Origin of the sequence: Marivita sp. S0852, from assembly GCF_046591575.1 — a bacterium.
Classification (GTDB): domain Bacteria; phylum Pseudomonadota; class Alphaproteobacteria; order Rhodobacterales; family Rhodobacteraceae; genus Marivita.
In genome coordinates, this window is record NZ_JBIQWA010000011.1 from 66,597 (window position 1) to 91,718 (window position 25,122).

Genomic DNA, 25,122 nt, shown 5'->3' on the forward strand with positions numbered 1-25,122 from the left:
GTCACCGTTTGTTTGACAAATACCGCTTGCCGGGGTTCGGTTTGTTTTTCTGGCGTTCGCGCAGAAACACAAACAGCCCCGCACCAAGGATCATCGCACAGCCCGCCCAGACGGCGGGCGTCGGCCATTCTGCGAACACCAGATACCCCCAGAAAATTGCCAGCGGCAGGCCGATATATTCAAACGGCGCAATCGTTGCCGATGGGGCCATTTTATAGGCGGCGTTGATGCAATAGGCGGTGATGCCGTTTGCGATGCCGACACCGAACAGAACGCTCCAATCCGTGCTTTGCGGCCATTCCCAGGCGCGGAACAGGAAATGCAGGCTGATACGGTCCGGGCCGGGATCGAACTGACCTTGTCCGGCAAGGATAAAGAACAGGGCCGACACCCCCAAAAATGTCAGCTGGTTGTAGATCGTCATGGCCGCAGCCGAACTTGACACGCCAAGCGCGCGGGTCATCACCACCATGGCGGAATAAAGGGCGGCTGCTGTCATCGGCAGCAGGAACAGCCACCCGATGTCATTGCCGTTACTGGCCCAGGGTTCCTGCATCACCGCCACGCCCAGAAAACCGACGACAATCGCGCCGATTCTGAGGGGCCCGACCTTTTCGCGCAGAAACGCGACAGACAGCAGGGTGATGAACAGGGGCGAGACAAAGAACAAGGCGGTTGTCACACCCAGCGGCAGAACGGCCAGAGACGCAAAAAACGTCATATTTGCGCCAACCAGCATCAACCCGCGGATAAGATGCAAAACAGGCCGATCCGTTCTGAGCAGCCGCGCACCACCTTCGACCTGCAGGATCACAATCGACAGGCACAGGGCAATGCTTGTTCGGATAAAAACCAACTGGTGCAGCGGATAGCTGTCAGCGAGGGTTTTGATCAGCAGATCATTTACCGAAATGGCAAAAACGCCGATGCAAATCAGGGCAATCCCAAGCCCGGCGCGGTTTTCTCGAAGGTCTGTCATACCTTTCAGCTACACCGGTCCGGTTGGAAGGTCAGCGCAAAAAGCGACATTCACACGCTGCCGTGCATTGGCGCACAGGTTTGTCCGTTGCGCGTGCCTGTCAAATGAGTAGGTTTCGCGACCGAAGCGTCGAAAGGATCTGCAATGTCGGCAATGGTCGAAATCGAAAACGTCACCAAACGATATGCGGGCGGATTCGAGGCGTTGAAAGGCGTGTCGTTGACCATTGAGGATGGTGAAATCCTGGCTTTGCTGGGGCCGAACGGGGCGGGTAAGACAACCCTGATTTCAACCATCTGTGGCATCACCAGTGCCAGTTCGGGGTCAATCCGCGTGGGCGGGCATGATGTTGTTTCCGAGTATCGCAGCGCGCGATCCTTGATTGGTCTGGTGCCGCAGGAAATCAATCTCGAACCGTTCGAGCGCGTGATGAACACCGTCAAATTTTCGCGCGGGTTGTTTGGCAAGGCCAGGGATGACGCATTGATTGAAAAGGTTCTGCGCCAGTTGTCGCTTTGGGACAAACGCGACAGCCGCATCATGCAGCTGTCAGGCGGGATGAAACGACGGGTGTTGATTGCAAAGGCGCTGGCCCATGAACCCCGGGTCCTGTTTCTGGATGAACCGACCGCAGGTGTCGATGTCGAATTGCGGCGCGACATGTGGGACACGGTGGCCCAGCTGAAACGGGATGGCGTCACGATCATTTTGACCACGCACTATATCGAAGAAGCCGAGGCGATTGCTGATCGGGTGGGCGTGATCAACAAGGGCGAGATCTTGCTGGTCGAAGAAAAGGCGGCGCTCATGACACGGCTTGGACAGAAAGAGTTGCGGATCGACCTGCAGACGCCGATTGACGTCCTGCCGGACGCGCTTCGGGATCGGGGGCTTGTTCTTGAAGAGGGGGGGCAGGTGTTGGTGTATACCTATGACACCAAACAGGATCGCACCGGGATTGCCTCTTTGATCCGAGAAGTCAGCGATGCCGGTTTGGTGTTGCGCGACCTTCAGACCCGGCAAAATTCGCTGGAGGATATCTTTGTCGGTCTGGTTTCGGATCAGGAGAGTGCAGCATGAACTGGCAAGCTGTCCGCGCGATATACCTGTTTGAGATGTCGCGATTTTTCCGCACGCTTTTGCAGAGCTTTGTGTCGCCGGTGATTTCCACATCGCTTTATTTCGTGGTGTTCGGGGCGGCGATAGGATCGCGCATTGATCAGGTCGAGGGCGTGTCCTATGGGGCCTTCATCGTGCCGGGGTTGATCATGCTGTCGGTGATGACGCAGGCGATATCCAACGCGTCCTTCGGGATTTATTTCCCGAAATTCATTGGCACGATTTACGAATTGTTGTCGGCCCCGATCAACTTTCTTGAGATCGTTCTGGGGTATGTCGGGGCGGCGGCCACAAAAGCGCTGTTTATCGGGGTGGTCATCCTTGGGACATCGTCATTGTTTGTGGATCTGTCGATCCAGCACCCTGTTGGGATGCTGGCGTTTCTGGTGCTGACCTGCCTGAGCTTTGCGCTTTTTGGATTTATTATCGGCATCTGGGCGGGGAATTTCGAACAGTTGCAGTTGATCCCGCTTCTCGTGGTCACGCCCTTGGTCTTTCTTGGCGGATCGTTCTATTCGATTTCGATGTTGCCGCCGGTCTGGCAGACGATTTCATTCCTGAACCCGGTGGTCTATCTGGTGTCGGGGTTCCGGTGGTCGTTTTTCGGATTTGCCGATGTGCCCATCGGGCTGAGCCTGTTGGCAATTTCGGGATTTACCGCGCTTTGCCTTGGGATCATCTGGTGGATCTTCAAGACGGGTTGGCGGATACGGACGTGATGTCAGTGGGGTCTTGGACAACGGGCCGCGCGATTTGTTAAACCGCAGCGGGTTCGCCGCGACCGCCCATGGCCATGTCCATGCTCATGCCGCCGACCCACATCGAAAACAGCGCAAGCCATGCGGTTCCGGCAAAGATCGACCCGCCGGTCACACCCGCGCCGATGGCACAGCCACCGGCCAGCATGCCACCAAACCCCATCAGCGCGGCCCCGATCATCGCGTTGCGCATCGGGGTTGGGCCGTCGAAGGCCTGAAATTTGAGCTCCCCAGCAAAGAAGGCCGCGAGGAAAGAGCCGATGACAACGCCCGGAACCAGCCCGATGTCGAATTCCAGAATTGAAGAGCGATCCAGAAAGAACATCAGCGTGTTTGCCGACGGGCCGGTAAAGGTGGCACTTTCGATCTGCACCGGGTCAAAGGCGATCTGACTGAGCGCATAGGTCAGCCCCCATCCCAGCGCCACGGCAAAACCGACGCCGGACGCAAAGACCAGTCTGGAAAACCCGATCTGATTGCGCCGGGACAGTTCGAGCGCCAAAAGCGCCGTCGCCAGGCCAAAAGCAAGACCAGCCCCATCGGGGAGCCGAAGCGTTGTCAGCAAATCCATGTTGCGCCCCCCTTCGGTGATCCACAGCATGGCGATCTGATCTCGGATCGGGGCGAGCCAGCCGGTCAGGCTCATCTGCGCCACAACAGCAAAGATCAGGCCCGACACAACAGATCGCAGGTTGCCTGTCGCGGCAAGAACCAGCAATCGGCCGGAACACCCGCGTGCCAGAACCATACCTGCGCCAAAAAGCAAACCACCGATGATCGCCCCCGACCAGCTTCCGGGAACCGCCATCATCCGGGCTTCGGTGGTGTCGATCAGTCCCAGCATCTGTGCGCCCTGAACCCAGACCACGGCGGTCGAGAATGTGAGAAGCCAAACCGCAATCCTGTCTTTCATCTGGCCACGGGCAAATTCGACAGTGGCCGCGCGCAGGCAAAAGCGCGACCGCTGGGCCGCGATACCGAACACAAGCCCGGTCAGAAGACCAAAAAGAGCCGCTGTCGGGGCTTCTCCGATCCGATCAACAAGCGTGACAAGGTCCATATCTTTTGTTTCCAATGCGCTGGGCAGTCATTCAAGAATGGTCGATAAATGCAGTAGATCGAATATGTTTGCCTTGACATAAATCAGGTACGGGCACCGTGTCGCTTAAAAGCCGGCATCGTTGCCGGGACAGGCCCGCCGCTGCTATCTGCCTGTGCAACCCTGCACAGCCTTGCCCCTCGCCAAAGCAGACGAAGCGGCGTAGACAAGCTTATGCGGAAGATTGTTCCCCTTGATGACGCCCGACATTTGCCGATCTGGCAAAGGCCTGTGACGTTGTTGTTCCTGATGGCCATTGCAATGCCGCTGTCTTTTGCGACGTGGTCGGCCTTGTTGAACAACTTCGTCATCGAAGTGGCAAAGTTCGACGGCTCTGATATCGGATGGCTGCACACGGTCCGCGAAATCCCCGGATTTCTGGCGATTGGTGTGATCTTTGTGATTATGTTCATCCGCGAACAGACGCTTGCGATGATTTCGCTGGCCATGCTGGCCATTGCGACGGCGCTGACCGCCTATTTCCCGACAATGGGTGGGCTGTTGTTCATCACGCTGATCAGTTCGATCGGATTTCACTATTACGAGACCGTGAACCAGTCGTTGCAGCTTCAATGGCTGCCCAAAGACCGCGCGCCGCAGGTTCTGGGCCTTTTGGTGTCGGCGGCTTCTGCCGCGACGCTGGTGGCGTATGGTGTGATCGTGATTTCCTGGCGCGCCTATGACCTGAGCTATAACTTCGTTTATATGGTGTCAGGGGCGCTGACGCTGGTGATCGTGGCCTATTGTGTCATTGCGATGCCGCAGTTTGAATCGCCGAACCCGCAGACCAAAAAGTTCATTCTGCGCCGCCGGTATTGGCTTTATTATGCGTTGCAGTTCATGTCGGGTGCCCGCAGGCAGATCTTTGTGGTCTTTGCCGCCTTTATGATGGTGGAGCGGTTCGGGTTCGATGTGGATGAGATCACCAAACTGATGTTGATCACACTTGTTGCCAACATGGTGCTTGCCCCCTTCCTTGGCCGGCTTGTTCACCGGTTTGGCGAACGCAATGCGATGGCGCTTGAATATGTTGGTCTGTTTCTTGTGTTTGTGGCCTATGGTGGCATTTACTGGTTTGGCTGGGGGGCGCTGCTGGCGGCGGGGCTTTATATAGCCAACAATATCTTTTTCGCCCTGGCGCTGGCGCTGAAAACCTATTTTCAGAAAATCGCCGATCCGGGAGATATCGCACCGACCGCAGCGGTTGCCTTTACCATCAATCATATTGCCGCTGTGTTTTTGCCCGCCGGTCTTGGGTATCTGTGGCTTGTATCGCCGCAATTTGTTTTTGGACTGGCGGCAGGTATGGCGGCGGTGTCGTTTATGCTTGCGTTGATGATCCCGCGGCATCCTGAACCGGGGAATGAAACCGTATTTTCCAAGTTTGTGGCGGCTCCGGCCGAATAGCAGGTGTTGATGCGCGCGACCAATGTCTTGGCCGGGTATTGGCTGGTCAGGGGTCTAAAAGCGCGGTAAGGCGCAGGTCTGTTGACTAGGAGACCAGCTGATGCCGACCTGGACCGCTTTTACCACCTTGTCCCCAAAGACCGCAGCAGAGGCGCTGGGGGATGCGCTGGAGGCATTGGACCCAGCGCCTTATGGTGTTGGGGTGTTCGAGATCGAAGATGGCTCTGGGCTGTGGGAAGTCGGCAGTTATTTCTTGGAGGCCCCCGATGATGTTGCGCTGGCCTTGCTTGCAGCCGCACATGGGGCCAAACCGTTTGTGGTGTCCGAGCTTCCTGAAACCGATTGGGTTGCCAAGGTGCGTCGCGAGCTTGTTCCGGTGCATGCGGGGCGCTTTTATGTTTATGGCAGCCACGATGCCGAAACGATCCCGGACGGGGTAGAGCCGTTGCTGATCGAGGCGGCGATGGCGTTCGGCACCGGCCATCATGGCACGACCCAGGGCTGTCTGCGCGCCCTGGACCGGCTGATCGAGGCCGGGGTGGTCTGCCACAATGTGGTGGATATCGGGTGTGGTACGGCGGTTCTGGCGATGGCAGCCGCGCGTACATGGCCAAAGACCGTGCTGGCCAGCGATATGGATCAGATTGCCGTGGACGTGGCCGAGGCGAATGTGGCGGCAAATGGGCTAGACGGGCGGGTTCACTGCCTTCAGGCGGCGGGTTTCGACGCCAAACTGCTACATGATTCTGCCCCATTTGATCTGGTCTTTGCCAATATCCTGAAACAGCCCCTGATTGACCTTGCCCCAGACATGGCTGCGCATCTCGCCGACAGTGGTTTTGTGATTTTGTCGGGCATTTTAAACGAACAGGCCGATGAGGTGGTGTCGGTTTATGCACAAAACGGCATCAATCTTTGGCATCGCGAAGAGATTGGTGAATGGACGACATTAACTCTTACAACAAACACCACGGAAACGCCGTAATTAACCATAAATTCCGCTTTTCGCCGTATTTTCATCAAAGTCGCCCTATTTGCCTAATTCCTGCCACATTTTATCCGTATCCCTGTCACATCCGGTGGGGGCCGGAAGTAAAGGCTGCTGAACATGACAGATAAGCAGGATATGTTTGACGAACGCTACCGCAAGGTTCTGAAGCGTCACCGCCAGTTGTCCCGTGGTTACGTCACACGTCTTGGGCAGAATGGCGTTATCGCCCATCACCCGATTGGGCATTTTCGCGAAGCCATCTCGCTGAAAGCGTTGCTTCTGCCAGTTGGTATCTTATTGTTTTTGAAGGCGTGTATGATCACCGTTCTGGGGCGGGACGCCTATGCAGCCCAGGTGGCGCAGCTTCAGAATGGAAGCTTTGGCGAACAATTGGGCGGCTTCTTCATGCAAGTGGACCCGGTTTCAGGGGTTATCTCGCAGATGCTGAGCCTGGTTGTCGGCTAAACTCTTCATCCGCTTGCTCACACATGAAAAAAGCCGTGTCAGAGGCCTCTGACACGGCTTTTTTCTGTTTGCAGAAAATCTGATCAGAGCGAATTGATATCGCCCCGCATAAGACCGATGTCTTCCAGCTCGTGGTCGCTCAGACGGTTGAGCGCGATGCGTGTGCGACGGCGGTCATTCCACGTAGCGAACGCAGCAATCAACGAAGCAAAAAATGCACCGAAGCCTGTGGAGCCAGCGACGTAGGTGGGGCGGGATGTGTCAAAAGCGGCCATTGCCATGTTCCTTTTGTATGCGTGTTTGTGTTGGTTCGTCTGAGCCGCATCTAGGAGCCTGCACCCTGTGCAACAAGACCGATTTCTGCATAGGATTTATGCGCTTTCTGCATGGCTGTGGGTGTTGGTTAAGCGCCTGTAAAAAAGAGAAAAATACGACATGAAAAATGTCGTTTTCGACCTCTTTTTCGTCAATAACGACATGCACGCAGATGAAATGCGTCACGCGCTGATCTGTCTTGCATTTGTATTGATTGCTTGGCGTTTGTTCGCGCTTCGTGCTAGCTGTGTTTGAAAAGCAACAAAGGCGCGAGCAGCATGCGTGTTTTGGGTATTGATCCGGGGCTTCGCTTCCTTGGGTGGGGCGTGATTGAGGCCGAAGGCAGTCGTTTGCGGCATGTCGCAAATGGCGTTTGTCTGTCCGGGACCGGTGAATTGGCCGCGCGCTTGCTGGCGTTGCATCGTGGTCTGTCAGAGGTTTTTGAGCAATTTCAGCCCGAAACCGTCGCGATCGAAAAAACGTTTGTGAATAAAGACGCGGTTGGAACGCTCAAACTGGGGCAGGCCCGTGGGGTTGCGTTGCTGGTGCCGGCGCAATTTGGCCTTGAGATCGGCGAATACGCCCCGAACTCTGTCAAGAAAACCGTTGTCGGCGTCGGCCATGCGGACAAGACGCAGGTGGAACATATGGTAAAGATGCAATTGCCCGGCGTTCAGATCAATGGATCGGATGCGGCGGATGCGTTGGCGATTGCGATTTGCCATGCACATCACATGACCGGGCCTGGAATGAGGATGCGCGCATGATCGGGCGGATTGCGGGACGGGTCGAATACCAAGGCGACGATCACGTTTTGATCGACGTGCGTGGTGTCGGCTATGTGGTGTATTGTTCGGACAGGGTTCTGGCCTCTGTGCCGGCACCCGGAGAGGCGGTCGCCCTGTTCACCGACTTGCTGGTGCGAGAAGACCTGTTGCAGCTGTTTGGGTTTCCGACATTGGTCGAGAAAGAATGGCATCGGTTGTTGATGTCTGTTCAGGGGGTGGGGGCAAAAGCGTCTTTGGCCATTCTTGGAACCCTGGGGCCGGACGGTGTGAGCCGCGCGATCGCCTTGGGCGATTGGAACTCGGTCAAGGCGGCCAAAGGAATTGGTCCAAAGACCGCGCAGCGGGTTGTGAACGAATTGAAAGACAAGGCCCCCACGGTCATGGCGATGGGCGGGGCGGCCTCTGTGGCGGCGGTTGCGTCTGACGATGATGCAGTGATCGAGGTGCCAACAGCGCGGCCGAATGCGGCGCCACCGGCTCCCTCGGCCTCTGCCCAGGCCGAAGCGCTGTCGGCGTTGGGCAATCTTGGCTATGCGCCCGGCGAGGCCGCATCTGCGGTGGCGCAAGCGGCCAGCGACGCGCCCGAGGCCGAAACATCGGATTTGATCCGGGCGGCGCTGAAACTGCTGGCCCCGAAAGGATAAGTGGTGCGGGCTTTGCCGCGCCCTACGGAGTGATGTGAATGATCGAGCCTGATCCAAACCTGCGGCCTGATCCGTTGCCCGAAGACCGGGACCGCGCGCTGCGGCCTCAGATGCTTGACGATTTTGTCGGCCAGGCCGAGGCGCGGGCGAACTTGCGGGTGTTTATCCAATCTGCGCGGCATCGCGGTGAATCGATGGATCACACCTTGTTTCATGGTCCTCCGGGATTGGGCAAGACGACGCTGGCGCAGATCATGTCCCGAGAATTGGGCGTCGGATTTCGCATGACATCCGGGCCGGTGCTGGCCAAGGCGGGGGATCTCGCGGCGATCCTGACAAATCTTGAAGCGCGGGATGTGTTGTTCATTGACGAGATCCATCGCCTGAACCCGGCCGTGGAAGAGGTGCTGTATCCGGCGATGGAGGATTATGAGCTGGACCTTGTGATTGGCGAAGGCCCGGCCGCACGCACCGTCCGGATCGAATTGCAGCCCTTTACGCTGGTCGGGGCGACCACGCGTTTGGGGCTTTTGACCACACCGTTGCGCGACCGGTTTGGTATTCCGACACGGTTGAACTTTTACACCGAAGATGAGCTGAACACGATTGTCGGGCGCAACGCGGTCAAGCTGGGCGTGCAGGCGGCCCCGGAAGGAACGCGCGAAATTGCGCGCCGTTCGCGCGGGACACCGCGGATTGCAGGGCGGTTGTTGCGCCGTGTGGTGGATTTCGCTGTGGTCGAGGGCGATGGCATTGTCACCAAGGCGTTGGCGGATAACGCCCTGACGCGGCTTGGCGTGGACGGTCTGGGCCTTGATGGGGCGGACCGGCGATATCTGCGGTTGATTGCCGAAAATTATGCCGGTGGGCCGGTGGGTATCGAAACCCTGTCGGCGGCCTTGTCGGAAAGCCGGGATGCGCTGGAAGAGGTGATCGAGCCGTATTTGCTACAGCAGGGCCTGATCCAGCGGACCCCCCGAGGGCGGATGCTCGCGCAGAAAGGCTGGACGCATTTGGGTCTGGCGGCACCCAGACCACCGGGTCAGTCCGATTTGTTTGGCTAGGCATTGCATATTTTTGAAAAGAAGAAGCGGACAGGCAAGCGCGCATGATGGATGCAAAAGAGGTTGAGCGGTGTTTTACGCGGTCTGACGGGGCCTACCTATTCGCGCGGTGGGGGCGTCCCATCGCGCCGATTGTTTTCGGAGTAGAGGATGCGACCCTGTCGGTTGTCAAAGGCGCGTTTGAGGCGGTGTGTCAGATGGCCGGTCATCAGATGGCCGAGACCGACCCCGAACTTGGCTCAAACGTCATGGTGTTCTTTTTTCGAGAGTGGAGCGAGTTGCTGTCCGTGCCGGATCTGGATCGGTTGATTGACGGTCTGGCACCGCTTGTTGCGCGGCTGTCTGAGGCGCAGGCCAACCAATATAGGGTGTTCCGGTTCGACGAGGCGGGTGCGATCAAGGCCTGTTTCGTCTTTTTGCGCATGGACGCGGTCTTGTCAGACATTCCGGCCGAGACTTTGGCGCTGTCTCAGGTGGTGCAGTCGATGGTGCTGTGGTCGGACACTGCTTTTACCGACCGGTCGCCCTTGGGGGCGTTGGAAGACGGGCGCGTCGTGTTGCGCCCCGACATCGGGGCTCTGCTGCGCGCAGCGTATGATCCGGTGATGCCGGTGATGGCCAGCGACCCCAGCCACGCCTTGCGATTGGCAGCGCGTCTGCAGATATCTTTGGGGAGTTAACCTTTGGATCATACATTTCCGGTACGTGTATATTACGAAGACACCGATATGGGCGGTATCGTCTATTACGCGAATTATCTGCGCTATATTGAACGGGCGCGGTCGGATTGGGTTCGGTCATTGGGCATTGACCAGAACGCGATGCGGGAAAAGGACGGCGTGGTTTTTGCGGTGCGGCGGGTGGCAGCGGAATATCTGCTGCCTGCCAGGTTTGACGATGAACTGCTGGTGCGCACGCGTGTCAAAGCCGTGACCGGTGCGCGATTGATGCTGACGCAGGATATTGTCCGTGGCGACGCTGTGCTGTTTCAGGCCGAGGTGACGGTTGTACGTATCGCAGAGGGCGGCGCGCCTGCGCGTCTTCCGGCGAATATCCGCCGTCAAATCCACGAGCCGCGCGGCCAATGAGCCGATTTGCGGCGGTTCTGACGCCATTGTGTTGGCGTTTCCCCTGAAATTGCGCTAGTAAACTTGATAATCAGAGCCCGAGTAATGGGCCCACCCGGCTAAAGAGCAGGCAGATGGAAGCAGAGACACTCGCGCTGGCGCAAGAGATTGATTTCTCTATGTGGGGCTTGTTTGCGCGCGCCACGATGACCGTGAAGATTGTGATGGTCCTTTTGATCATCGCATCCTTTTGGGCATGGGCGATTATTATCGAAAAGATTTTGGCCTACCGCAAGGCGCGGTCCGAAGCGGCCGAATTTGATCGTGCGTTTTGGTCAGGAGAGCCGTTGGATGAGTTGTTTGACCAGATCGGACCAGACCCGGATGGGCGCGCAAAAAAAGTGTTTGCCGCGGGTATGACGGAATGGCGACGGTCGCATCGCGATGATGGGGGGTTGATCGCGGGGGCGCATGCGCGGATTGACCGGTCCATGGATGTGGCTATTCAGAAAGAGGCTGAGGATCTGCAAAAAAATCTGGCGGTTTTGGCGACAGTCGGCTCGGTTGCGCCATTTGTCGGGCTTTTCGGGACGGTCTGGGGTATCATGCACGCGTTTATCGAGATTGCGCAGCAGGGAAATACATCCCTGGTTGTTGTTGCGCCGGGTATCGCAGAAGCCTTGCTGGCAACCGGGCTTGGCTTGTTGGCGGCGATTCCGGCGGTTGTCGCGTTCAATAAATTACAGTCGGACAGTGATCGGATCGTTGCCGGGTACGAATCCTTTGCGGATGAGTTTTCGACTATCCTCAGCCGTCAATTGGACAGCTGAGCCATGGGGGCCGGGGTCAGTCAGGGCAATGGCGGTGGCGGAGGTCGCAGACGGCGCAAGCGCAGAGCGCAGCCGATGTCGGAAATCAACGTGACGCCTTTTGTCGATGTGATGATGGTTTTGTTGATCATTTTCATGGTTGCCGCACCGCTTTTGACAGTTGGTGTTCCGGTTGAACTGCCCAAGACGGCGGCCTCTGCGTTGCCGTCGGAAACCGAAGAGCCGCTGACCGTCACAATTTCGGCAGATGGTGCCGTGTCGATCCAAAACACCGATGTCGGGCGCGAAGAATTGATCCCGCGCTTGCAGGCCATTGCCGCAGAGCGCGCGGATGACCGGGTGTTTCTGCGCGCGGATGGTGCGGTGACCTATGATATTGTCGCCCAGGTGATGGGTGCTCTGAATGCGGGCGGGTTTTCGTCCATCGGTCTGGTGACGGATGTGGGTGGTCCGGCGCTTGACGGGTCGGATGGCTGAGGCGCGCGGTGCATACGGGCCATTATATCTCGGGCGGTGCGCACGGATTTCTGATCCTTTGGGCGCTGTTTGGCGGCATGTTCCATGGCGATCCACCGGAGATGGAAGTGGCTGATGTGTCGGTGATCTCTGAGGCGCAGTTTGCCGCGATGATGCAGCCGCAATCGTCCCCTGATGCCGTGACGGAGCCTGCGGCCTTGCCGGTGCCGGACGTCGAAGACGTGGCCCCGGATACGCCGGTGGCCGAAACCGCGCCTGCGCAGCCGCCAGAGCCGGTTGAACCGGATGTCGCAGAGCCCGATCCCGCCCCCCAGCAGATCGCGCCGATCGCCGAACCTGATCTGACCGAAGACGTGCCGCAACCGCCGACACCAGAACCGGTGCCAGAGGTTGAGGCACCGGATGTGGCGCTGCGCCCGGTGCCGCGTCCGGCTCCGCGGGTGGCACCTGACGCGGTGCCGGAGCCAGAGCCTGAAGCAGAGATCGCGCCCGAGCTGCAAGAGACAGTGGAGCAATCGGAGACGGCAGAGCCAAGTGACGCGGAAGAACAGCAAGCCACCGCGCCAGAGGCCGCCGCGACCGAAATCGTCACCGAAGCGGAAGACCCTGCGCGCGCCCCAACGGCATCGGTGCGCCCCCAATCGCGCCCCAACCGGCCAGCGCCAAGCGCGACTGCAGCGGCACCTGCGCCTGAGGCAGGGCCGGAAAAGAATCCGTCTGTAGAGGAAGATACCACCGCGGCGGCGATTGCCGGTGCACTGGAAGAGGCGCTGTCGGATGCGGCAACTGGCACCAGCGAGGGGCCACCATTGACTGCGGGTGAGCGGGATGGATTCCGCATTGCCGTGCAGGATTGCTGGGTGGTGGATGTGGGGTCGCAGGCCGCAAATGTGACTGTCACCGTCGGGTTTGAGATGGATCGCACGGGGCGTGTTGTTGGATCGACCCTGCGTATGCTGGCTGCAGAAGGTGGCAGTGGAACCGCCGCTGAAACCGCGTTTCAGGCCGCGCGTCGCGCGATTTTGAGATGCCAGGGGGACGGCTATGCGCTTCCTGCGGACAAGTTTGACCAGTGGAAGAATGTGGAAATGACGTTCAACCCAGAGAGTATGAGGATCCGATGAAACAGCTCGTCGTGCGTCTTTTGAGTGTATTTTTCCTGGCTTTTATGGCCCCCATGCTGGCCCCTGCGCTGGCGGAGGCGCAAAGCGGCCCGCTTCGGATCGAAATTACCGAAGGTGTGGTTGAGCCGCTGCCTTACGCGGTGCCCGATTTTGTCGCGGAAAGTGTCGATGCGCAGCAATTGGCGCAACAGATCGCGCGCGTTGTGGCGGATGATCTGACGGGAACGGGGCTTTTCCGTGAAGTGCCCCGCGATGCACATATCAGCCAGATCACCAGCTTTGGCAGCCCGGTTCAATTTACCGATTGGAAGGCGATCAATGCGCAGGCGCTGGTGACGGGAGCGGTCAGCGAAACAAATGGGCGGGTCGTTGTGAAATTCCGCGTATGGGATGTGTTTGCCGGGACCGAACTTGGTCAGGGGATGCAATTTGCGGGTACTGCGGATGGCTGGCGGCGCATGGCGCACAAGGTTGCGGATCAGGTCTATGCCCGGATCACCGGCGAGAGCGGGTATTTTGACAGTCGCGTTGTGTTTGTGTCGGAAAGCGGTCCGAAAGATCAGCGCGCCAAACGGTTGGCGGTTATGGATTATGACGGGGCCAATGTTCAGTATCTGACGGGCAGCAACGCGCTTGTTCTTGCGCCGCGCTTTTCAGAGAACGGGCAGCGCGTTTTGTATACCAGCTATGAAACAGGAATGCCGCGGGTTCATGTTTTAGACGTCGGCACGGTGCAAAGCCGTATTCTTCAGGGACAGAATGGCGTGATGAGTTTTGCGCCGCGCTTTGCCCCGAATGGCCAAACGGTGGTCTATTCCCTGACGCAAGGGTCAAACACCGACATCTGGGCTATGGATATCGCCAGCGGCGGCACCCGGCAGTTGACCAGTGCGCCGTCGATTGAAACCGCGCCGAGTTATTCGCCGGATGGGCAACAGATTGTGTTTGAGAGCGACCGGTCCGGCACGCAGCAGCTTTATGTGATGTCCGCGTCAGGGGGCGAGGCCAAGCGCATCAGTTTCGGACAGGGGCGTTATTCCACGCCGGTCTGGTCGCCGCGCGGTGACATGATTGCGTTTACCAAGCAGAGCGCGGGGCGTTTTCATATTGGCGTGATGCGCACTGACGGGTCGGAGGAACGGTTGCTGACGGCGTCGTTTCTGGATGAAGGTCCGACCTGGTCGCCAAATGGCCGGGTGATCATGTTTGCGCGGGAAACACAGGGTGCTCAGGGTGCCTCTTCGCTTTATACGGTTGATATTTCCGGGCGCAATCTCAAGCGGGTTCGCACGCCCGAAGGGGCGTCGGATCCAAGCTGGGGGCCGTTGCAATGAGGTTAACCCGGTTACAAGATTTGCGGCTTAAAGTAAAAGAATTTTCGTACGAAAATTCTTGGGCACACGGGTCTATATGCGGCGCGGGTGCCGTGGTAAAACCAACATAACAGATAAGGGCAGGACAATTCATGCGACTTTCCGCGAAACTGACGATGCTGATCACGGTCTTGGCCGTGTCGGCCTGTACGAATGCCAACCGTTTTGACAATGATGCGGTCGATTTGAATGCTGCAACCGGCTCTGCCGGCGGGATTGTGCCCGGCAGCGCAAGTGATCCCAGTTCCCCGGCATATTTCCAGCAAACCGTGGGCGACCGTGTTTTGTTTGCCGTCGATCAGTCCACGCTCAGCCCCCAGGCACGTGCCACGCTGGATGGTCAGATTCAGTGGCTGCAAACCAACACCGATTACAATGCGGTGATCGAAGGCCACGCGGACGAGCAAGGCACGCGGGCCTATAACCTTGCTTTGGGCGCGCGGCGGGCCAATGCGGTTATGGAATACCTTGTTGCGCAGGGGATCGCGTCTAATCGGTTGCGTTTTGTCAGCTATGGCAAGGAACGCCCGATTGAAATCTGTTCACAAGAAGCGTGTTATGCAAAGAACAGACGTGCGGTGACCATCATTTCCGCCGGTGTCACAAGCTAACGGAGATCTGAATGCGCCTTGGGGCTATTGTGGTCGGTGGTCTTTTGTCGTTTGCCCCCTTTGGGGTGCAGGCGGCCGAGACGCTGGCTGATATTCGGCAGGACATGTCTGTCCTGTTTGTCGAGATCCAAAAGCTGAAGCGGGAACTGAGCACCACCGGGCCCAGCACGGTGGCGCTGCCGGCGGGGGCGCTGGACCGGATCAACGCCATAGAATCAGAGCTGCAGCGCCTCACGGCCAAAACAGAAGAGCTTGAGTTCCGCGTGGGGCGCGTCGCGGATGACGGGGCGCGCCGTTTGGGCGATCTTGAATTCCGCCTGTGCGAACTGGAGGACGGATGCGATCTTGGGTCTTTGGGCCGTGTGCCGACCTTGGGTGGAGAGGCCGAGACCGAGACCGCCACGGCACCGACGCCGCAACCGGTCCCGCAAACTGGCGAAACGCAATTGGCGGTTGGCGAAGAAACAGACTTTCGGCGAGCTGGGGAGGCGCTCGCCCAGGGTGACTTTCAATCCGCCGCAGACCAGTTTGCGACCTTTCGCGAGACCTATCCAGGGGGACCGCTAGAAGCGCAGGCGCTGGTGCTTGAGGGGCGCGCGCTTGCCGGTCAGGGAAATCTGCGGGACGCGGCGCGGCGGTTCCTGGATGCCTATGCCGGGTATCCAAATGACGACGCCGGGCCAGAGGCGCTTTGGCGTCTTGGGGCTGCTTTGGGTGATCTGGGCAACACTTCAGAGGCCTGCGTGACCTTGTCGGAAGTGGCGGGGCGGTATCCGGGCAGTCGTGAGGCGATTGCCGAAGCCGAGGCCGCCAAGGCCCGTTTCAACTGTCCGTGACAGCAGATCCGCCGCTGCAACAGCGGTTCGCCGATGAAATGGGGCGATTGCTGGGGCCGGATTTTCCGTCTGACATCGGCTTGGCCGTGTCGGGCGGGGGCGACAGTATGGCCATGCTGTATCTTGCGCATAATTGGACACATCATTTTGGCGTCCGGTTGTGGGTCGCAACCGTGGATCACGGGCTGCGTCCGGAAAGCGCGTCAGAGGCATTTATGGTGGCAGAGGAATGCCGCATTTTGGGATGGCCGCATGCAACATTGCGTTGGGTGTGGGACCATTCGGGCAATGTTCAGGATGCGGCGCGGCGTGCGCGGCTTGAGTTGCTGGATCGTTGGCGTGGCGGGGTGAAACATGTTTTGTTTGCGCATAGTCTGGATGATCAGGCGGAAACCGTAATCATGCGGCTGATGCGCGGCTCTGGCGTGGACGGTTTGGCCGGGATGCGTGCCAGCCGTGACGTTGTGCCTAATCCGATTGACGCAATGCCTTTGTCGGCGACCGAGTGTCTGGGCGATGGCCCTGACGGCAGATGGACACCGGGATATCGGATCGTGCGTCCCTGTCTTGGCATGTCGCGGGCAGACCTGCGGCACTATGCGCGTGTGCTGAAAGGTAGATGGGTTGATGACCCCACCAATCAGGACGATTCCTTTGCGCGGGTGCGGGTTCGGAAGATGCTGGCTCTTTTACAGCAGGACGGGCTGAGCCTGGCGGCGTTGGCAGAAACCGCGCAGCGCATGACGCGGGCGCGAGACGCCTTGCAGGCGCGATTGGTCGGTGCGGTGAGAGATCTGTCCGAGACAACCCTGCCGGGACAGGTTTTACTGGATCGCGATGGGTTTGCGGCGCTGGACACGGAAACGCAGATGCGGCTTTTGACGTCGGCGCTGTGCTATGTGGCATCGTCTGAATACAGGCCCCGTGCGCAGGCAAGCGACATGCTTTTGGATCACATTTTGTCCGGGAAAGGCGGAACACTGCATGGGGCGCGGGTGATTGTCGGAGCCCGCCAGCTGCGCGTTGTGCGCGATACGGGCGCGGTTCATCACCGGCACAGCCCGTTAGGATCAATGTGGGACGGGCAGTGGCATATCGAGCCGACACATGACGGCGCGGATGCAAATGCCATTGTGCGTATGTTGGGAGAAGACGGCTGGCGACAGTGGCTTGCGCGGGTGGATCGGCCTGTGCCGGTGATTCCGCACAATGCGGCGCTGTCCTTGCCTGCCGTTTGGCAGAACGCGACCTTAATGTGGTGTCCGTTATGGGAAGATCACGCGGATTATCGGGCCACGCGGTATGTTCTGGGACGGCGTGACACTGGATTCGAGGCATTTTGTCTTTCGCATTGAACCCAGCCTATGCATCTCTATGTTATACACCAAGAGATGGGCACCGTCCTTGTGTCTGTCGTTTTCAGGAGAATTTGCCTTGGGCAACGCACGAAATATCGCCTTTTGGGTCGTACTGTTCCTGCTGATCCTTGCTCTGTTCAACATCTTTTCGGGTGGCGGCAACACGCTGCAAAGCCGCGAAATCAGCTATTCTGATTTTGTGACGGCTGTTGAAGATGACACGGTCAGTTCGGTCACGCTGGACGGTGAACAAGTCCGCTTCCGCAGCACAGATGGTCAGGATTATGTCGCCATCAAACCAGAGGATGCCACGGTCACCGATTTGTTGATCGCAAACGAAGTGCCCATCCGGGCCGAGCAACAACAGCAATCCGGCTTCCAGTCCTTTTTGCTAAGCCTGCTGCCGTTCCTTTTGCTGATCGGAGTGTGGATTTATTTCATGAACCGGATGCAGGGCGGGGGCCGTGGTGGTGCCATGGGTTTTGGAAAATCCAAGGCAAAACTGCTAACGGAAAAACATGGTCGGGTCACATTCGATGATGTGGCCGGCATCGACGAAGCCAAGGAAGAGCTGGAAGAGATTGTGGAATTTCTGCGCAATCCGCAGCGGTTCTCGCGGCTTGGCGGCAAGATCCCCAAAGGCGCGCTGTTGGTGGGCCCTCCGGGGACCGGTAAAACGCTGCTTGCGCGTGCGATTGCCGGAGAGGCGGGTGTGCCGTTCTTTACCATCTCGGGCTCTGACTTTGTTGAGATGTTTGTCGGTGTGGGTGCCAGCCGTGTCCGCGATATGTTCGAACAGGCCAAGAAAAACGCGCCCTGTATTGTGTTTATCGACGAAATTGACGCCGTAGGGCGTGCCCGTGGGGCCGGGTATGGCGGCGGCAATGATGAACGCGAGCAGACGTTGAACCAGCTTCTGGTCGAGATGGACGGGTTCGAAGCCAATGAAGGTGTCATTATCGTTGCGGCCACCAACCGCCGTGATGTGCTTGACCCAGCACTTCTGCGCCCGGGTCGTTTTGATCGTCAGGTCACCGTGCCGAACCCCGACATCAAGGGCCGTGAGAAGATTTTGGGCGTGCATGCGCGCAAAACGCCGCTGGGGCCGGATGTGGACCTGCGCATCATCGCGCGCGGCACGCCGGGCTTTTCCGGTGCGGATCTGGCAAACCTTGTGAACGAAGCGGCCTTGATGGCGGCCCGTGTCGGACGTCGGTTTGTCACGATGGAAGATTTTGAAAACGCCAAAGACAAAGTCATGATGGGCGCAGAGCGCCGCTCTATGGTGTTGACGCCGGACCAGAAGGAAAAGACCGCTTATCATGAGGCGGGGCACGCGGTAGTCGGGCTTTCTCTGCCGCAATGTGATCCGGTCTACAAAGCGACAATCATTCCACGCGGTGGCGCTTTGGGGATGGTTGTGTCGCTTCCTGAAATCGACCGTTTGAACTGGCACAAATCCGAGTGCGAGGAAAAGCTTGCGATGACGATGGCGGGCAAGGCTGCCGAGATCATCAAATATGGCGCGGACAATGTGTCCAACGGGCCTGCCGGTGACATTCAACAAGCCTCTGCTTTGGCGCGGGCGATGGTGTTGCAATGGGGTATGTCCGACAAGGTCGGTAATATTGATTATCGCGAAGCGGCAGAGGGCTATAGCGGCAACACTGCCGGGTTCTCGGTGTCGGCCAATACCAAAGAGATGATCGAGGAAGAGGTCAAACGCTTTATCCAAGAGGCGTATGATCGGGCCTTCCAGATCCTTAACGACAAGAAAGAAGAGTGGGAGCGTCTGGCGCAGGGGCTTTTGGAATACGAAACCCTGACCGGAGACGAGATCAAGCGCGTGATGAATGGCGAGCCTCCGTCGGCTGGGGATGATGATGCGTCCGGCGATGCGCCGGATAAACCCAGTGTCACCGCGATTCCCAAGACCAAGCCAAAGTCCAAACCGCGCGAAGGCGATCCCGGACTGGAGCCGGAACCCACAGCTTAGGTGTGAGTTGCAATCAACTGCAAAAGCCTCGGTCCCAATATGGGCACCGGGGCTTTTTTCTGACTGGTGGTTTTGGAAATGAGGGCGTTCAAAAGCGCTTGCCGCATGTTTCGGGTTGCGCCGTGACGTGTGATGCGGTTTTCACAACACACCGTTCAAGGAGATATCCATGCCCGCGCTGAAACCTACCGATTTCGCTGCAACCGTGTGTTGGGTTGGTCTGGTTCCAGAAGATCCAGACGGCATCGCGTCGGAACGGATCGAGCAGCTTGATCTGGGATTCGAAGGCCCGCGCGGCGACAGCCATAGCGGTCTGACGCGCCCATCCTGTAGCCGGGTGACATCCCAGCATCCCAAGGGCACCGAAATCGCCAACGCCAGACAAGTGTCCGTTGTGTCCGCCGAAGAGCTTGACGCGATTGCAGCAGAGATGGGGCTGCCGTCAATTGATCCTGTGTGGATTGGCGCGACCCTTGTGATCAAGGGCATACCGGGCTTTACCCATGTCCCGCCATCCTCGCGCTTGCAAGGGCCGGACGGTGTGACCCTGGTGATTGATATGGAGAACAGGCCCTGTCATTTGCCCGCGAAAGAGATTGAGCCGATCCATCCCACCAAAGGCAAAGCGTTCAAGGCCGCCGCCAAACACCGCCGTGGCGTCACCGCCTGGGTGGAACGGCCCGGATCGTTGCGTATTGGCGATGTGCTGCGCTTGCACGTTCCGGATCAACCCCAATGGGAATATCTGGATCAGGCGCGGGGATAACCAAAACCACCGCCTTTGTCCCGCTGGGCACCGACAGGCAGTGACAGGCCGAACATCCCGTGGTTTGACCTAAGCCGCCCGGCGTCGCTCAACCTTGGGCTTTGGGCAGTGCGCACAGCATTTCGAAAAGCAGGTTAGACGCAATCAGAGCCGTGGTTCCGGTTGTGTCAAACGGTGGTGAGACCTCCACCAGATCGCCTCCGACAAGGTTAAGCCCGGCACATCCGCGTATGATTTCAAGTGCTTGCCAGGTGCTCAACCCTCCCATTTCGACCGTGCCGGTGCCGGGGGCAAAAGCCGGATCAAGACTGTCGATGTCATAGCTTAGATAGACGGGTGTCTCGCCGATCTTGGCGCGGATCTCGGACATCAGGGGCGCAAGCGATTTGTACCAGCATTGTTCGGACGGGATCACCGTCCAGCCTTGATCGCGGGCCCAGTTCCAGTCGTCGGGGCTGTAGCCCGATCCGCGCAGACCGATCTGCCAGACCTTGTCATTTTGCAGGCAACCGTCTTCCCAGGCGCGGCGAAACGGAGTGCCGTGGGCTTCTTTTTCGCCGAACATATGTTCGCTGGTATCCGCATGGGCGTCCACATGGATCAGGGCAACGGGGCCGTGTGTTTCCCTGATGGCGCGCAAGATTGGCCATGTCAGTGTGTGGTCGCCCCCCAAAGTCAGCGGGATCGTTCCATGGCTCAGAACATCGCGGTAAAAATCGGTGATGATGCCAATGGTTTTCTTGAGATCAAACGTGTTGACCGGCACGTCGCCGATATCGGCCACCTGCATATGTTCAAACGGTGCCGCGCCGGTGGCCATATTGTAGGGGCGCATCATGCGGCTTTCCTCGCGGATCTGGCGGGGGCCAAGCCGCGTTCCGGGGCGGTTTGAGGCGCCGTGATCCATGGGAATGCCGATAAAACACGCATCAAGCCCTTTTGCGGTCGGCTGCGTCGGCAGGCGCATCATTGTGTTGGGGCCAGCAAAACGGGGTGCATCGTTGCCACCAAGGGGTTGATTGTATTTGGACATTTTCCATTCCTTCAAAGGGTGACCGGCATCATGGTGCCCATCATGCAGGCAACATGGCGTTCCGTGCCGTCGGTTTCGGCGTATACATCTGACGCCACGACAATCAGCCTGCGACCGGGTTTGATGACGCGGCCTCTTGCAATCAGGCGATCTCCGCTTGCCGGGGACAGGAGGTTGATCTTGATCTCGGCTGTGACCACTTCCTGATCCTCCGGAATCAGCGTCAACGCGGCGTATCCCGCTGCGCTGTCGCCGATTGAAAAGGTCAGACCAGCATGGGCAAATCCCTGCTGTTGTTGCGTCCCCGGCAGGATCGGTGCCGCTATTGTGGCAGTGCCTTTTCCGGTCTCGATCAGCGTTGCCCCAAGCGTCGTCATCATCGATTGGCGGTCAAAGCTGGCTTGAATTCGAGGGGCAATCGTCATGCCTGCAAGTGAGCATGCCATCCCGGTCAAGACAAGGGGGCACGACCCGGCATGGGGATTTTGCACGGCGTTGGACCGGTCAGAATGGCATGCGCAGTCGGAGACATCAGCCGGGTCAGCGCCGGATCATGGCAATGAAGACCGCCGGTAAATGTGCCATAGGCAGGCAGGATCAGGCGTGTGTCATCAAACACGAAACACGGTCGGGTCAGGCTGCGCCCGCGCAAAGAAAGCGTGGCCTTGGGGTGATAATGCCCCGAGACTTCGCCGGCTGTCGCCTGTCCTTTGGCGATATGACGAAAGTGAAGAGGGCCGATCGCAAGCTGCTGCATGCAGCGACCGCCAAATGCCACCGGACCCGGGTCATGATTGCCTTCGATCCAGACCCAATCCACCCCCGCTTGCAGGGCCAGCAGGGTAAAGCGATCCTGTTCCGGCAACGCCTGTTGCAGGCTGGGCGAATCAAAGCTGTCACCCAGACACATCACACTTTTGGCCTGTGTCACATCCAGATCGCGGGCCAGATTGGTCAGGGTTTCGGTGGTTTCATAGGGCGGCAACTGCGCCCCGCCAAACCGGGCCGGGCGCGCCGACTTTCCAAGGTGCAGGTCCGACACACATAAAAGACCCCGGTCAGGCCAGAACAACGCCCCGCTCGGCAAAGCAACAAGCGTTTGTGACTGGAAATCAAATTCGAGTGTGTTCATGATTTGTTCATCGCGCAATGCTATCTCTATTGCAAGCGACGCACCCGTGTCAGAGCATTGCCGGCACAACCTGATCTGGCGGTCGGTGCCCATCAGCAAAGGTTTTAACATTGATGATGACCTTTTCACCCATTTCGAGGCGGCCTTCCTGGGTCGCTGATCCCATATGAGGAAGCATCACAACATTGGGCATATTGCGCAGCTCTGGTGCGCCGCGGTGGCCATGTTCATACACATCAAGGCCCGCGCCGGCCAATTCGCCCGCCTTAAGCATTCGCGTCAGCGCATTTTCGTCGATCACCTCACCCCGCGAGGTGTTGATGATAACAGCGCTTGGTTTCAGCAGCTTGAGCCGCCGCGCATTCAGCAAGTGGAACGTCGACGGCGTATGAGGACAGTTGACAGACAGCACATCCATCCGCGCGACCATCTGGTCAAGGCTTTCCCAATAGGTCGCATCCAGCGTTTCTTCGATCTCGGGGCGCAGGCGGCGGCGGTTGTGGTAGTGGATCTGCATCCCGAACGCCCGCGCGCGGCGTGCCACGGCCTGTCCGATCCGACCCATTCCAAGAATGCCCAAACGGCGCCCGCCAAGCCGCCCGCCCAGAAACGCCGTCGGGGCCCAGCCATCCCACTCGCCACTTTGCATGACGCTCAGGCCTTCCTGAATGCGACGCGTGACGCCCAGCATCAGCGCCAGAACCATGTCGGCTGTGTCTTCGGTCACGACGCCAGGTGTGTTGGAAACCAGAATTCCCCGGCTGCGCGCGGTGTCCACGTCAATATGATCAACGCCCGCGCCAAAGTTTGCAATCAGGCGCAGTTGGTCGCCAGCCTGGCCAATCAAACCAGCATCAATCTTGTCGGTCACCGTCGGAACAAGAACCTCTGCCTGCTTTACGGCATCGATCAATTCTTCTTCGGACATGGGATCATCAGTGTCCCGAAGGCGGACGTCAAACAGTTCTTTCAAGCGCGTTTCAACCGCATCAGGCAAGCGTCGCGTCACAACAACACTCAGACGATTTGATGGCATACCTTCGCTCCCGCTACTTTCCCGTGCTGTCCGGTTTTGGCACAGTGTCGCAAAGGCGCGGCAGGCACAAGAACCTGCTGGAAAAAACAAAAACCCAAGCAAGTTGAGGCATATTACATGAGCTGGCTTTCATTCCGGGCTTTGACTGTCACTCTGATGTTACCTCTTCTCATTGCAGGTTTTTTTGCATCAACACCGGTCTTTGCAGAAGAACGTGGGCCAGTCACAAATTTGCCTTTGCCACGTTTTGTGTCGATGAAAGCCAGCGAGGGGAACGTGCGACGCGGGCCGTCGCTGTCGCATCGGATTGATTGGGTCTACAAGCGTCGCAACATGCCGCTTCAGATCACGGCAGAGCATGGGCATTGGCGTCGCGTCCAGGATCGCGATGGGGCAGGTGGATGGGTGCATTACGCCCTTCTTTCAGGTGTCCGCACCGTCATCATCGAGGTCGATGTGCTCAATCTTTATGCACGACCGGATCAATCCGCCCAAATCAATGCGCAATTGTCGATGGGGGTTGTCGCTGAAGTGCGCAAATGTGAGCCCGATTGGTGTGAACTGTCCGCTGGCGGTTATCGGGGATGGGCGCGGAAAGGGTCATTCTGGGGCGTGGAACCGGGCGAAGTATTCGAATGACAGTCGCCACTGCCGGGGCAAACCCTGCCAACCGTCTGAAATTTATGGTTGCTCAAGCCGCTTCATGCATCAGGATGGCCGCCTCGGACGCAGAGAGGTTGCGCCGCACATAGCGCCCATAGTCTTGTGGCGCATGTTCGACAGATGGCAACATCTGCGACAGCCGCACCCGATCGCGCGCGTCCAGTGTGGATAGGGCTGCATTTGCAGGATGGAAGCTTTCGGTCTGGACGCCGTTGGCAAAGAGAATTTCGTGTTGCGGCAACAGCATGTGGACATAGGTGACCTCGCGGATCGACAAATCGACGGACACACGGTCATGGTCGATCAGGTCGCGGGCCGCAACAAGCACTTCGGGCGTGTTGAACAGATCCATGGCCACACGACCTTTGACCAGCATACGGTGTTCGGGTGATACGAGCAGGTCTTCATCCGGTTCGTCCATGCCGAATGCACCCGCACGAATGCGGATCGGGCGCAGTTTTGGCATTGCAAACAAACGTGCGCCACTCATCCGGCGATGCCCCATCCATTGAATGGGCTGACAGCCGTTGTCTTTGGTCTGAACCAAATCGCCTTCGCGCAAATCCTCGATGCGTTGAACACCATCCTGCGTCAGGATCTGCGTTCCCGGGGTGAAACAGATCACGGCACCCTGATGTTCGGCCGTGCTTTGCGGCAGCGCCTTGTTGACCGAAGCGTGGACGATCCAGAGATCTTTGTTTTTGGGCGGCACCCTGTTGAGGAACATCAACAGAGGTGGTTTGCGCGTGCCTGAGTCAATCAGTGTGACAGTGTAAGTGTGCTGACCATCGGTGACGACAAAACTTTTATCCGCGACCGGATGATCAATCGAAACTGCCGTCAGATCCTGGGTGTTGTCCACGGCGGCCCCCACAAGCCGCCGCACCATCCGCGCCGCACGTTTTCGGCGCTCTGCGTCGCCTTCCGCCTCGTCGAGGCGCAACAAATCGTTTGGGCCGTCCACGCGGACAGCATCGCCTGTCCAACTCCATGCCGCTCCGACATTCAGGAATTCGGCCGGAGCCGCCTGAAGCGTGTCGATTGTTGTTTGCGACCAGGAGATGACGAACGTGCCATTGAAAGCCGTTCCCATAGTCCCGTTTGCCTGCTCGTTTTATAATTTTGTTAAATGTAAACAAAGGACGATGCTTTTGCAGGCGAAAAATTGCCAAACCGAATCGGTGTCTGAAG

The 25,122-nt window shown here is 58.3% G+C and carries 29 protein-coding genes; 21 read left to right on the top strand and 8 right to left on the bottom strand.

What is annotated here, in order from left to right:
* Window position 1: 1 nt before the first annotated feature.
* On the bottom strand, window positions 2–979 hold the full coding sequence (locus ACG74X_RS18425; RefSeq protein WP_411236667.1) for a DMT family transporter: 978 nt from the start codon (window positions 977–979) through the stop codon (window positions 2–4).
* A 144-nt stretch (window positions 980–1,123) separates the two neighbouring features.
* Between ACG74X_RS18425 and ACG74X_RS18430 the strand changes: the two genes are divergently transcribed.
* Together ACG74X_RS18430 and ACG74X_RS18435 are read left to right on the top strand one after the other, a co-directional pair.
* Window positions 1,124–2,059: an ABC transporter ATP-binding protein gene (locus ACG74X_RS18430; protein ID WP_411236668.1), complete on the top strand. Its 936-nt coding sequence runs from the start codon at window positions 1,124–1,126 to the stop codon at window positions 2,057–2,059.
* Window positions 2,056–2,817: an ABC transporter permease gene (locus tag ACG74X_RS18435; RefSeq protein ID WP_411236669.1), complete on the top strand. Its 762-nt coding sequence runs from the start codon at window positions 2,056–2,058 to the stop codon at window positions 2,815–2,817. The genes ACG74X_RS18430 and ACG74X_RS18435 overlap by 4 nt, the downstream gene beginning before the upstream one ends.
* A 37-nt stretch (window positions 2,818–2,854) precedes the next feature.
* On the opposite strand, the gene ACG74X_RS18440 is transcribed toward ACG74X_RS18435, so the two are convergent.
* Window positions 2,855–3,916: a YeeE/YedE family protein gene (locus tag ACG74X_RS18440; protein ID WP_411236671.1), complete on the bottom strand. Its 1,062-nt coding sequence runs from the start codon at window positions 3,914–3,916 to the stop codon at window positions 2,855–2,857.
* Between the two features lie 213 nt (window positions 3,917–4,129).
* Here ACG74X_RS18440 and ACG74X_RS18445 point away from each other — a divergent pair, with 213 nt between their 5' ends.
* The 3 genes from ACG74X_RS18445 (at window position 4,130) to ACG74X_RS18455 (ending at window position 6,818) form a co-directional block, all read left to right on the top strand.
* Entirely contained in the window at window positions 4,130–5,362 is a 1,233-nt protein-coding gene (locus ACG74X_RS18445; RefSeq protein ID WP_411236673.1) for an MFS transporter, read from the top strand.
* A 100-nt stretch (window positions 5,363–5,462) separates the two neighbouring features.
* The gene (locus tag ACG74X_RS18450; RefSeq protein ID WP_411236674.1) at window positions 5,463–6,347 is read left to right on the top strand and encodes a 50S ribosomal protein L11 methyltransferase; all 885 of its coding nucleotides are present in this window, start codon (window positions 5,463–5,465) and stop codon (window positions 6,345–6,347) included.
* Between the two features lie 123 nt (window positions 6,348–6,470).
* Entirely contained in the window at window positions 6,471–6,818 is a 348-nt protein-coding gene (locus tag ACG74X_RS18455; protein ID WP_411236676.1) for a hypothetical protein, read from the top strand.
* A gap of 83 nt (window positions 6,819–6,901) precedes the next feature.
* On the opposite strand, the gene ACG74X_RS18460 is transcribed toward ACG74X_RS18455, so the two are convergent.
* Window positions 6,902–7,093 (bottom strand): DUF1127 domain-containing protein, encoded by a 192-nt coding sequence (locus ACG74X_RS18460; RefSeq protein ID WP_411236677.1) that lies wholly within the window; start codon window positions 7,091–7,093, stop codon window positions 6,902–6,904.
* A 160-nt stretch (window positions 7,094–7,253) separates the two neighbouring features.
* On the opposite strand from ACG74X_RS18460, the gene ACG74X_RS18465 reads away from it, so the two are divergent.
* From ACG74X_RS18465 to ACG74X_RS18535, 15 genes are all read left to right on the top strand, one after another.
* Window positions 7,254–7,388: a hypothetical protein gene (locus ACG74X_RS18465; RefSeq protein WP_411236679.1), complete on the top strand. Its 135-nt coding sequence runs from the start codon at window positions 7,254–7,256 to the stop codon at window positions 7,386–7,388.
* Between the two features lie 23 nt (window positions 7,389–7,411).
* A complete protein-coding gene (ruvC, locus tag ACG74X_RS18470; RefSeq protein ID WP_411236680.1) occupies window positions 7,412–7,900 on the top strand; it encodes a crossover junction endodeoxyribonuclease RuvC in 489 nt (162 codons plus the stop codon).
* The gene (gene ruvA, locus ACG74X_RS18475) at window positions 7,897–8,565 is read left to right on the top strand and encodes a Holliday junction branch migration protein RuvA (RefSeq protein WP_411236682.1); all 669 of its coding nucleotides are present in this window, start codon (window positions 7,897–7,899) and stop codon (window positions 8,563–8,565) included. The genes ruvC and ruvA overlap by 4 nt, the downstream gene beginning before the upstream one ends.
* 38 nt (window positions 8,566–8,603) lie before the next feature.
* Entirely contained in the window at window positions 8,604–9,629 is a 1,026-nt protein-coding gene (ruvB, locus tag ACG74X_RS18480) for a Holliday junction branch migration DNA helicase RuvB (RefSeq protein WP_411236684.1), read from the top strand.
* A gap of 47 nt (window positions 9,630–9,676) precedes the next feature.
* The gene (locus ACG74X_RS18485) at window positions 9,677–10,309 is read left to right on the top strand and encodes a hypothetical protein (protein ID WP_411236748.1); all 633 of its coding nucleotides are present in this window, start codon (window positions 9,677–9,679) and stop codon (window positions 10,307–10,309) included.
* Between the two features lie 3 nt (window positions 10,310–10,312).
* Window positions 10,313–10,717, top strand: coding sequence for a tol-pal system-associated acyl-CoA thioesterase (gene ybgC, locus ACG74X_RS18490; protein WP_411236686.1), 405 nt, complete (start codon window positions 10,313–10,315; stop codon window positions 10,715–10,717).
* A 113-nt stretch (window positions 10,718–10,830) separates the two neighbouring features.
* A complete protein-coding gene (gene tolQ / locus ACG74X_RS18495; RefSeq protein ID WP_411236687.1) occupies window positions 10,831–11,526 on the top strand; it encodes a protein TolQ in 696 nt (231 codons plus the stop codon).
* Window positions 11,527–11,529: 3 nt separating this feature from the next.
* The gene (gene tolR, locus ACG74X_RS18500) at window positions 11,530–12,003 is read left to right on the top strand and encodes a protein TolR (protein ID WP_411236688.1); all 474 of its coding nucleotides are present in this window, start codon (window positions 11,530–11,532) and stop codon (window positions 12,001–12,003) included.
* 8 nt (window positions 12,004–12,011) lie between these two features.
* Window positions 12,012–13,127, top strand: a complete 1,116-nt coding sequence (locus tag ACG74X_RS18505; protein ID WP_411236690.1) for a cell envelope biogenesis protein TolA — start codon at window positions 12,012–12,014, stop codon at window positions 13,125–13,127.
* Window positions 13,128–13,171: 44 nt separating this feature from the next.
* Window positions 13,172–14,461 carry a Tol-Pal system beta propeller repeat protein TolB gene (tolB, locus tag ACG74X_RS18510; protein WP_411236750.1) on the top strand — a complete coding sequence of 430 codons (1,290 nt, stop codon included), beginning with the start codon at window positions 13,172–13,174 and terminating at the stop codon, window positions 14,459–14,461.
* A gap of 131 nt (window positions 14,462–14,592) precedes the next feature.
* Window positions 14,593–15,111 (top strand): peptidoglycan-associated lipoprotein Pal, encoded by a 519-nt coding sequence (pal, locus tag ACG74X_RS18515; protein ID WP_411236691.1) that lies wholly within the window; start codon window positions 14,593–14,595, stop codon window positions 15,109–15,111.
* 11 nt (window positions 15,112–15,122) lie between these two features.
* Window positions 15,123–15,947: a tol-pal system protein YbgF gene (gene ybgF, locus ACG74X_RS18520; RefSeq protein WP_411236693.1), complete on the top strand. Its 825-nt coding sequence runs from the start codon at window positions 15,123–15,125 to the stop codon at window positions 15,945–15,947.
* On the top strand, window positions 15,944–17,302 hold the full coding sequence (tilS, locus tag ACG74X_RS18525; protein ID WP_411236694.1) for a tRNA lysidine(34) synthetase TilS: 1,359 nt from the start codon (window positions 15,944–15,946) through the stop codon (window positions 17,300–17,302). Before ybgF ends, tilS begins: the two co-directional genes overlap by 4 nt.
* 79 nt (window positions 17,303–17,381) lie before the next feature.
* Complete coding sequence (gene ftsH, locus ACG74X_RS18530) at window positions 17,382–19,301, top strand: ATP-dependent zinc metalloprotease FtsH (protein ID WP_411236695.1); 1,920 nt, start codon at window positions 17,382–17,384, stop codon at window positions 19,299–19,301.
* A gap of 169 nt (window positions 19,302–19,470) precedes the next feature.
* A complete protein-coding gene (locus tag ACG74X_RS18535) occupies window positions 19,471–20,067 on the top strand; it encodes an MOSC domain-containing protein (protein WP_411236696.1) in 597 nt (198 codons plus the stop codon).
* A gap of 88 nt (window positions 20,068–20,155) precedes the next feature.
* Here the strand turns inward: ACG74X_RS18535 and speB are convergent, their stop codons facing one another.
* The 4 genes from speB to ACG74X_RS18555 are packed head-to-tail and all read right to left on the bottom strand — an operon-like array spanning window position 20,156 to window position 23,268.
* Window positions 20,156–21,100 carry an agmatinase gene (gene speB, locus ACG74X_RS18540; protein WP_411236697.1) on the bottom strand — a complete coding sequence of 315 codons (945 nt, stop codon included), beginning with the start codon at window positions 21,098–21,100 and terminating at the stop codon, window positions 20,156–20,158.
* 11 nt (window positions 21,101–21,111) lie between these two features.
* Window positions 21,112–21,525, bottom strand: a complete 414-nt coding sequence (locus ACG74X_RS18545; RefSeq protein ID WP_411236698.1) for a PaaI family thioesterase — start codon at window positions 21,523–21,525, stop codon at window positions 21,112–21,114.
* A gap of 26 nt (window positions 21,526–21,551) precedes the next feature.
* Window positions 21,552–22,232, bottom strand: a complete 681-nt coding sequence (gene pdeM, locus ACG74X_RS18550) for a ligase-associated DNA damage response endonuclease PdeM (protein ID WP_411236699.1) — start codon at window positions 22,230–22,232, stop codon at window positions 21,552–21,554.
* A gap of 49 nt (window positions 22,233–22,281) precedes the next feature.
* Window positions 22,282–23,268 (bottom strand): 2-hydroxyacid dehydrogenase, encoded by a 987-nt coding sequence (locus ACG74X_RS18555; RefSeq protein WP_411236701.1) that lies wholly within the window; start codon window positions 23,266–23,268, stop codon window positions 22,282–22,284.
* Window positions 23,269–23,424: 156 nt separating this feature from the next.
* Between ACG74X_RS18555 and ACG74X_RS18560 the strand changes: the two genes are divergently transcribed.
* On the top strand, window positions 23,425–23,907 hold the full coding sequence (locus ACG74X_RS18560) for an SH3 domain-containing protein (RefSeq protein ID WP_411236751.1): 483 nt from the start codon (window positions 23,425–23,427) through the stop codon (window positions 23,905–23,907).
* Between the two features lie 52 nt (window positions 23,908–23,959).
* Here ACG74X_RS18560 and ACG74X_RS18565 read toward each other — a convergent pair whose 3' ends face one another.
* Complete coding sequence (locus tag ACG74X_RS18565; RefSeq protein WP_411236703.1) at window positions 23,960–25,024, bottom strand: Hint domain-containing protein; 1,065 nt, start codon at window positions 25,022–25,024, stop codon at window positions 23,960–23,962.
* Between the last annotated feature and the right edge of the window lie 98 nt (window positions 25,025–25,122).

Bases quoted from the DNA above. Each gene is read 5' to 3' on its own strand.
- ACG74X_RS18425 (WP_411236667.1), bottom strand. From the start codon at position 979: ATGACAGACCTTCGAGAAAACCGCGCCGGGCTTGGGATTGCCCTGATT.
- ACG74X_RS18430 (WP_411236668.1), top strand. From the start codon at position 1,124: ATGTCGGCAATGGTCGAAATCGAAAACGTCACCAAACGATATGCGGGC.
- ACG74X_RS18435 (WP_411236669.1), top strand. From the start codon at position 2,056: ATGAACTGGCAAGCTGTCCGCGCGATATACCTGTTTGAGATGTCGCGA.
- ACG74X_RS18440 (WP_411236671.1), bottom strand. From the start codon at position 3,916: ATGGACCTTGTCACGCTTGTTGATCGGATCGGAGAAGCCCCGACAGCG.
- ACG74X_RS18445 (WP_411236673.1), top strand. From the start codon at position 4,130: ATGCGGAAGATTGTTCCCCTTGATGACGCCCGACATTTGCCGATCTGG.
- ACG74X_RS18450 (WP_411236674.1), top strand. From the start codon at position 5,463: ATGCCGACCTGGACCGCTTTTACCACCTTGTCCCCAAAGACCGCAGCA.
- ACG74X_RS18455 (WP_411236676.1), top strand. From the start codon at position 6,471: ATGACAGATAAGCAGGATATGTTTGACGAACGCTACCGCAAGGTTCTG.
- ACG74X_RS18460 (WP_411236677.1), bottom strand. From the start codon at position 7,093: ATGGCCGCTTTTGACACATCCCGCCCCACCTACGTCGCTGGCTCCACA.
- ACG74X_RS18465 (WP_411236679.1), top strand. From the start codon at position 7,254: ATGAAAAATGTCGTTTTCGACCTCTTTTTCGTCAATAACGACATGCAC.
- ruvC (WP_411236680.1), top strand. From the start codon at position 7,412: ATGCGTGTTTTGGGTATTGATCCGGGGCTTCGCTTCCTTGGGTGGGGC.
- ruvA (WP_411236682.1), top strand. From the start codon at position 7,897: ATGATCGGGCGGATTGCGGGACGGGTCGAATACCAAGGCGACGATCAC.
- ruvB (WP_411236684.1), top strand. From the start codon at position 8,604: ATGATCGAGCCTGATCCAAACCTGCGGCCTGATCCGTTGCCCGAAGAC.
- ACG74X_RS18485 (WP_411236748.1), top strand. From the start codon at position 9,677: ATGGATGCAAAAGAGGTTGAGCGGTGTTTTACGCGGTCTGACGGGGCC.
- tolQ (WP_411236687.1), top strand. From the start codon at position 10,831: ATGGAAGCAGAGACACTCGCGCTGGCGCAAGAGATTGATTTCTCTATG.
- tolR (WP_411236688.1), top strand. From the start codon at position 11,530: ATGGGGGCCGGGGTCAGTCAGGGCAATGGCGGTGGCGGAGGTCGCAGA.
- tolB (WP_411236750.1), top strand. From the start codon at position 13,172: ATGGCCCCCATGCTGGCCCCTGCGCTGGCGGAGGCGCAAAGCGGCCCG.
- pal (WP_411236691.1), top strand. From the start codon at position 14,593: ATGCGACTTTCCGCGAAACTGACGATGCTGATCACGGTCTTGGCCGTG.
- ybgF (WP_411236693.1), top strand. From the start codon at position 15,123: ATGCGCCTTGGGGCTATTGTGGTCGGTGGTCTTTTGTCGTTTGCCCCC.
- ACG74X_RS18535 (WP_411236696.1), top strand. From the start codon at position 19,471: ATGCCCGCGCTGAAACCTACCGATTTCGCTGCAACCGTGTGTTGGGTT.
- speB (WP_411236697.1), bottom strand. From the start codon at position 21,100: ATGTCCAAATACAATCAACCCCTTGGTGGCAACGATGCACCCCGTTTT.
- ACG74X_RS18545 (WP_411236698.1), bottom strand. From the start codon at position 21,525: ATGACGATTGCCCCTCGAATTCAAGCCAGCTTTGACCGCCAATCGATG.
- pdeM (WP_411236699.1), bottom strand. From the start codon at position 22,232: ATGAACACACTCGAATTTGATTTCCAGTCACAAACGCTTGTTGCTTTG.
- ACG74X_RS18555 (WP_411236701.1), bottom strand. From the start codon at position 23,268: ATGCCATCAAATCGTCTGAGTGTTGTTGTGACGCGACGCTTGCCTGAT.
- ACG74X_RS18560 (WP_411236751.1), top strand. From the start codon at position 23,425: ATGTTACCTCTTCTCATTGCAGGTTTTTTTGCATCAACACCGGTCTTT.
- ACG74X_RS18565 (WP_411236703.1), bottom strand. From the start codon at position 25,024: ATGGGAACGGCTTTCAATGGCACGTTCGTCATCTCCTGGTCGCAAACA.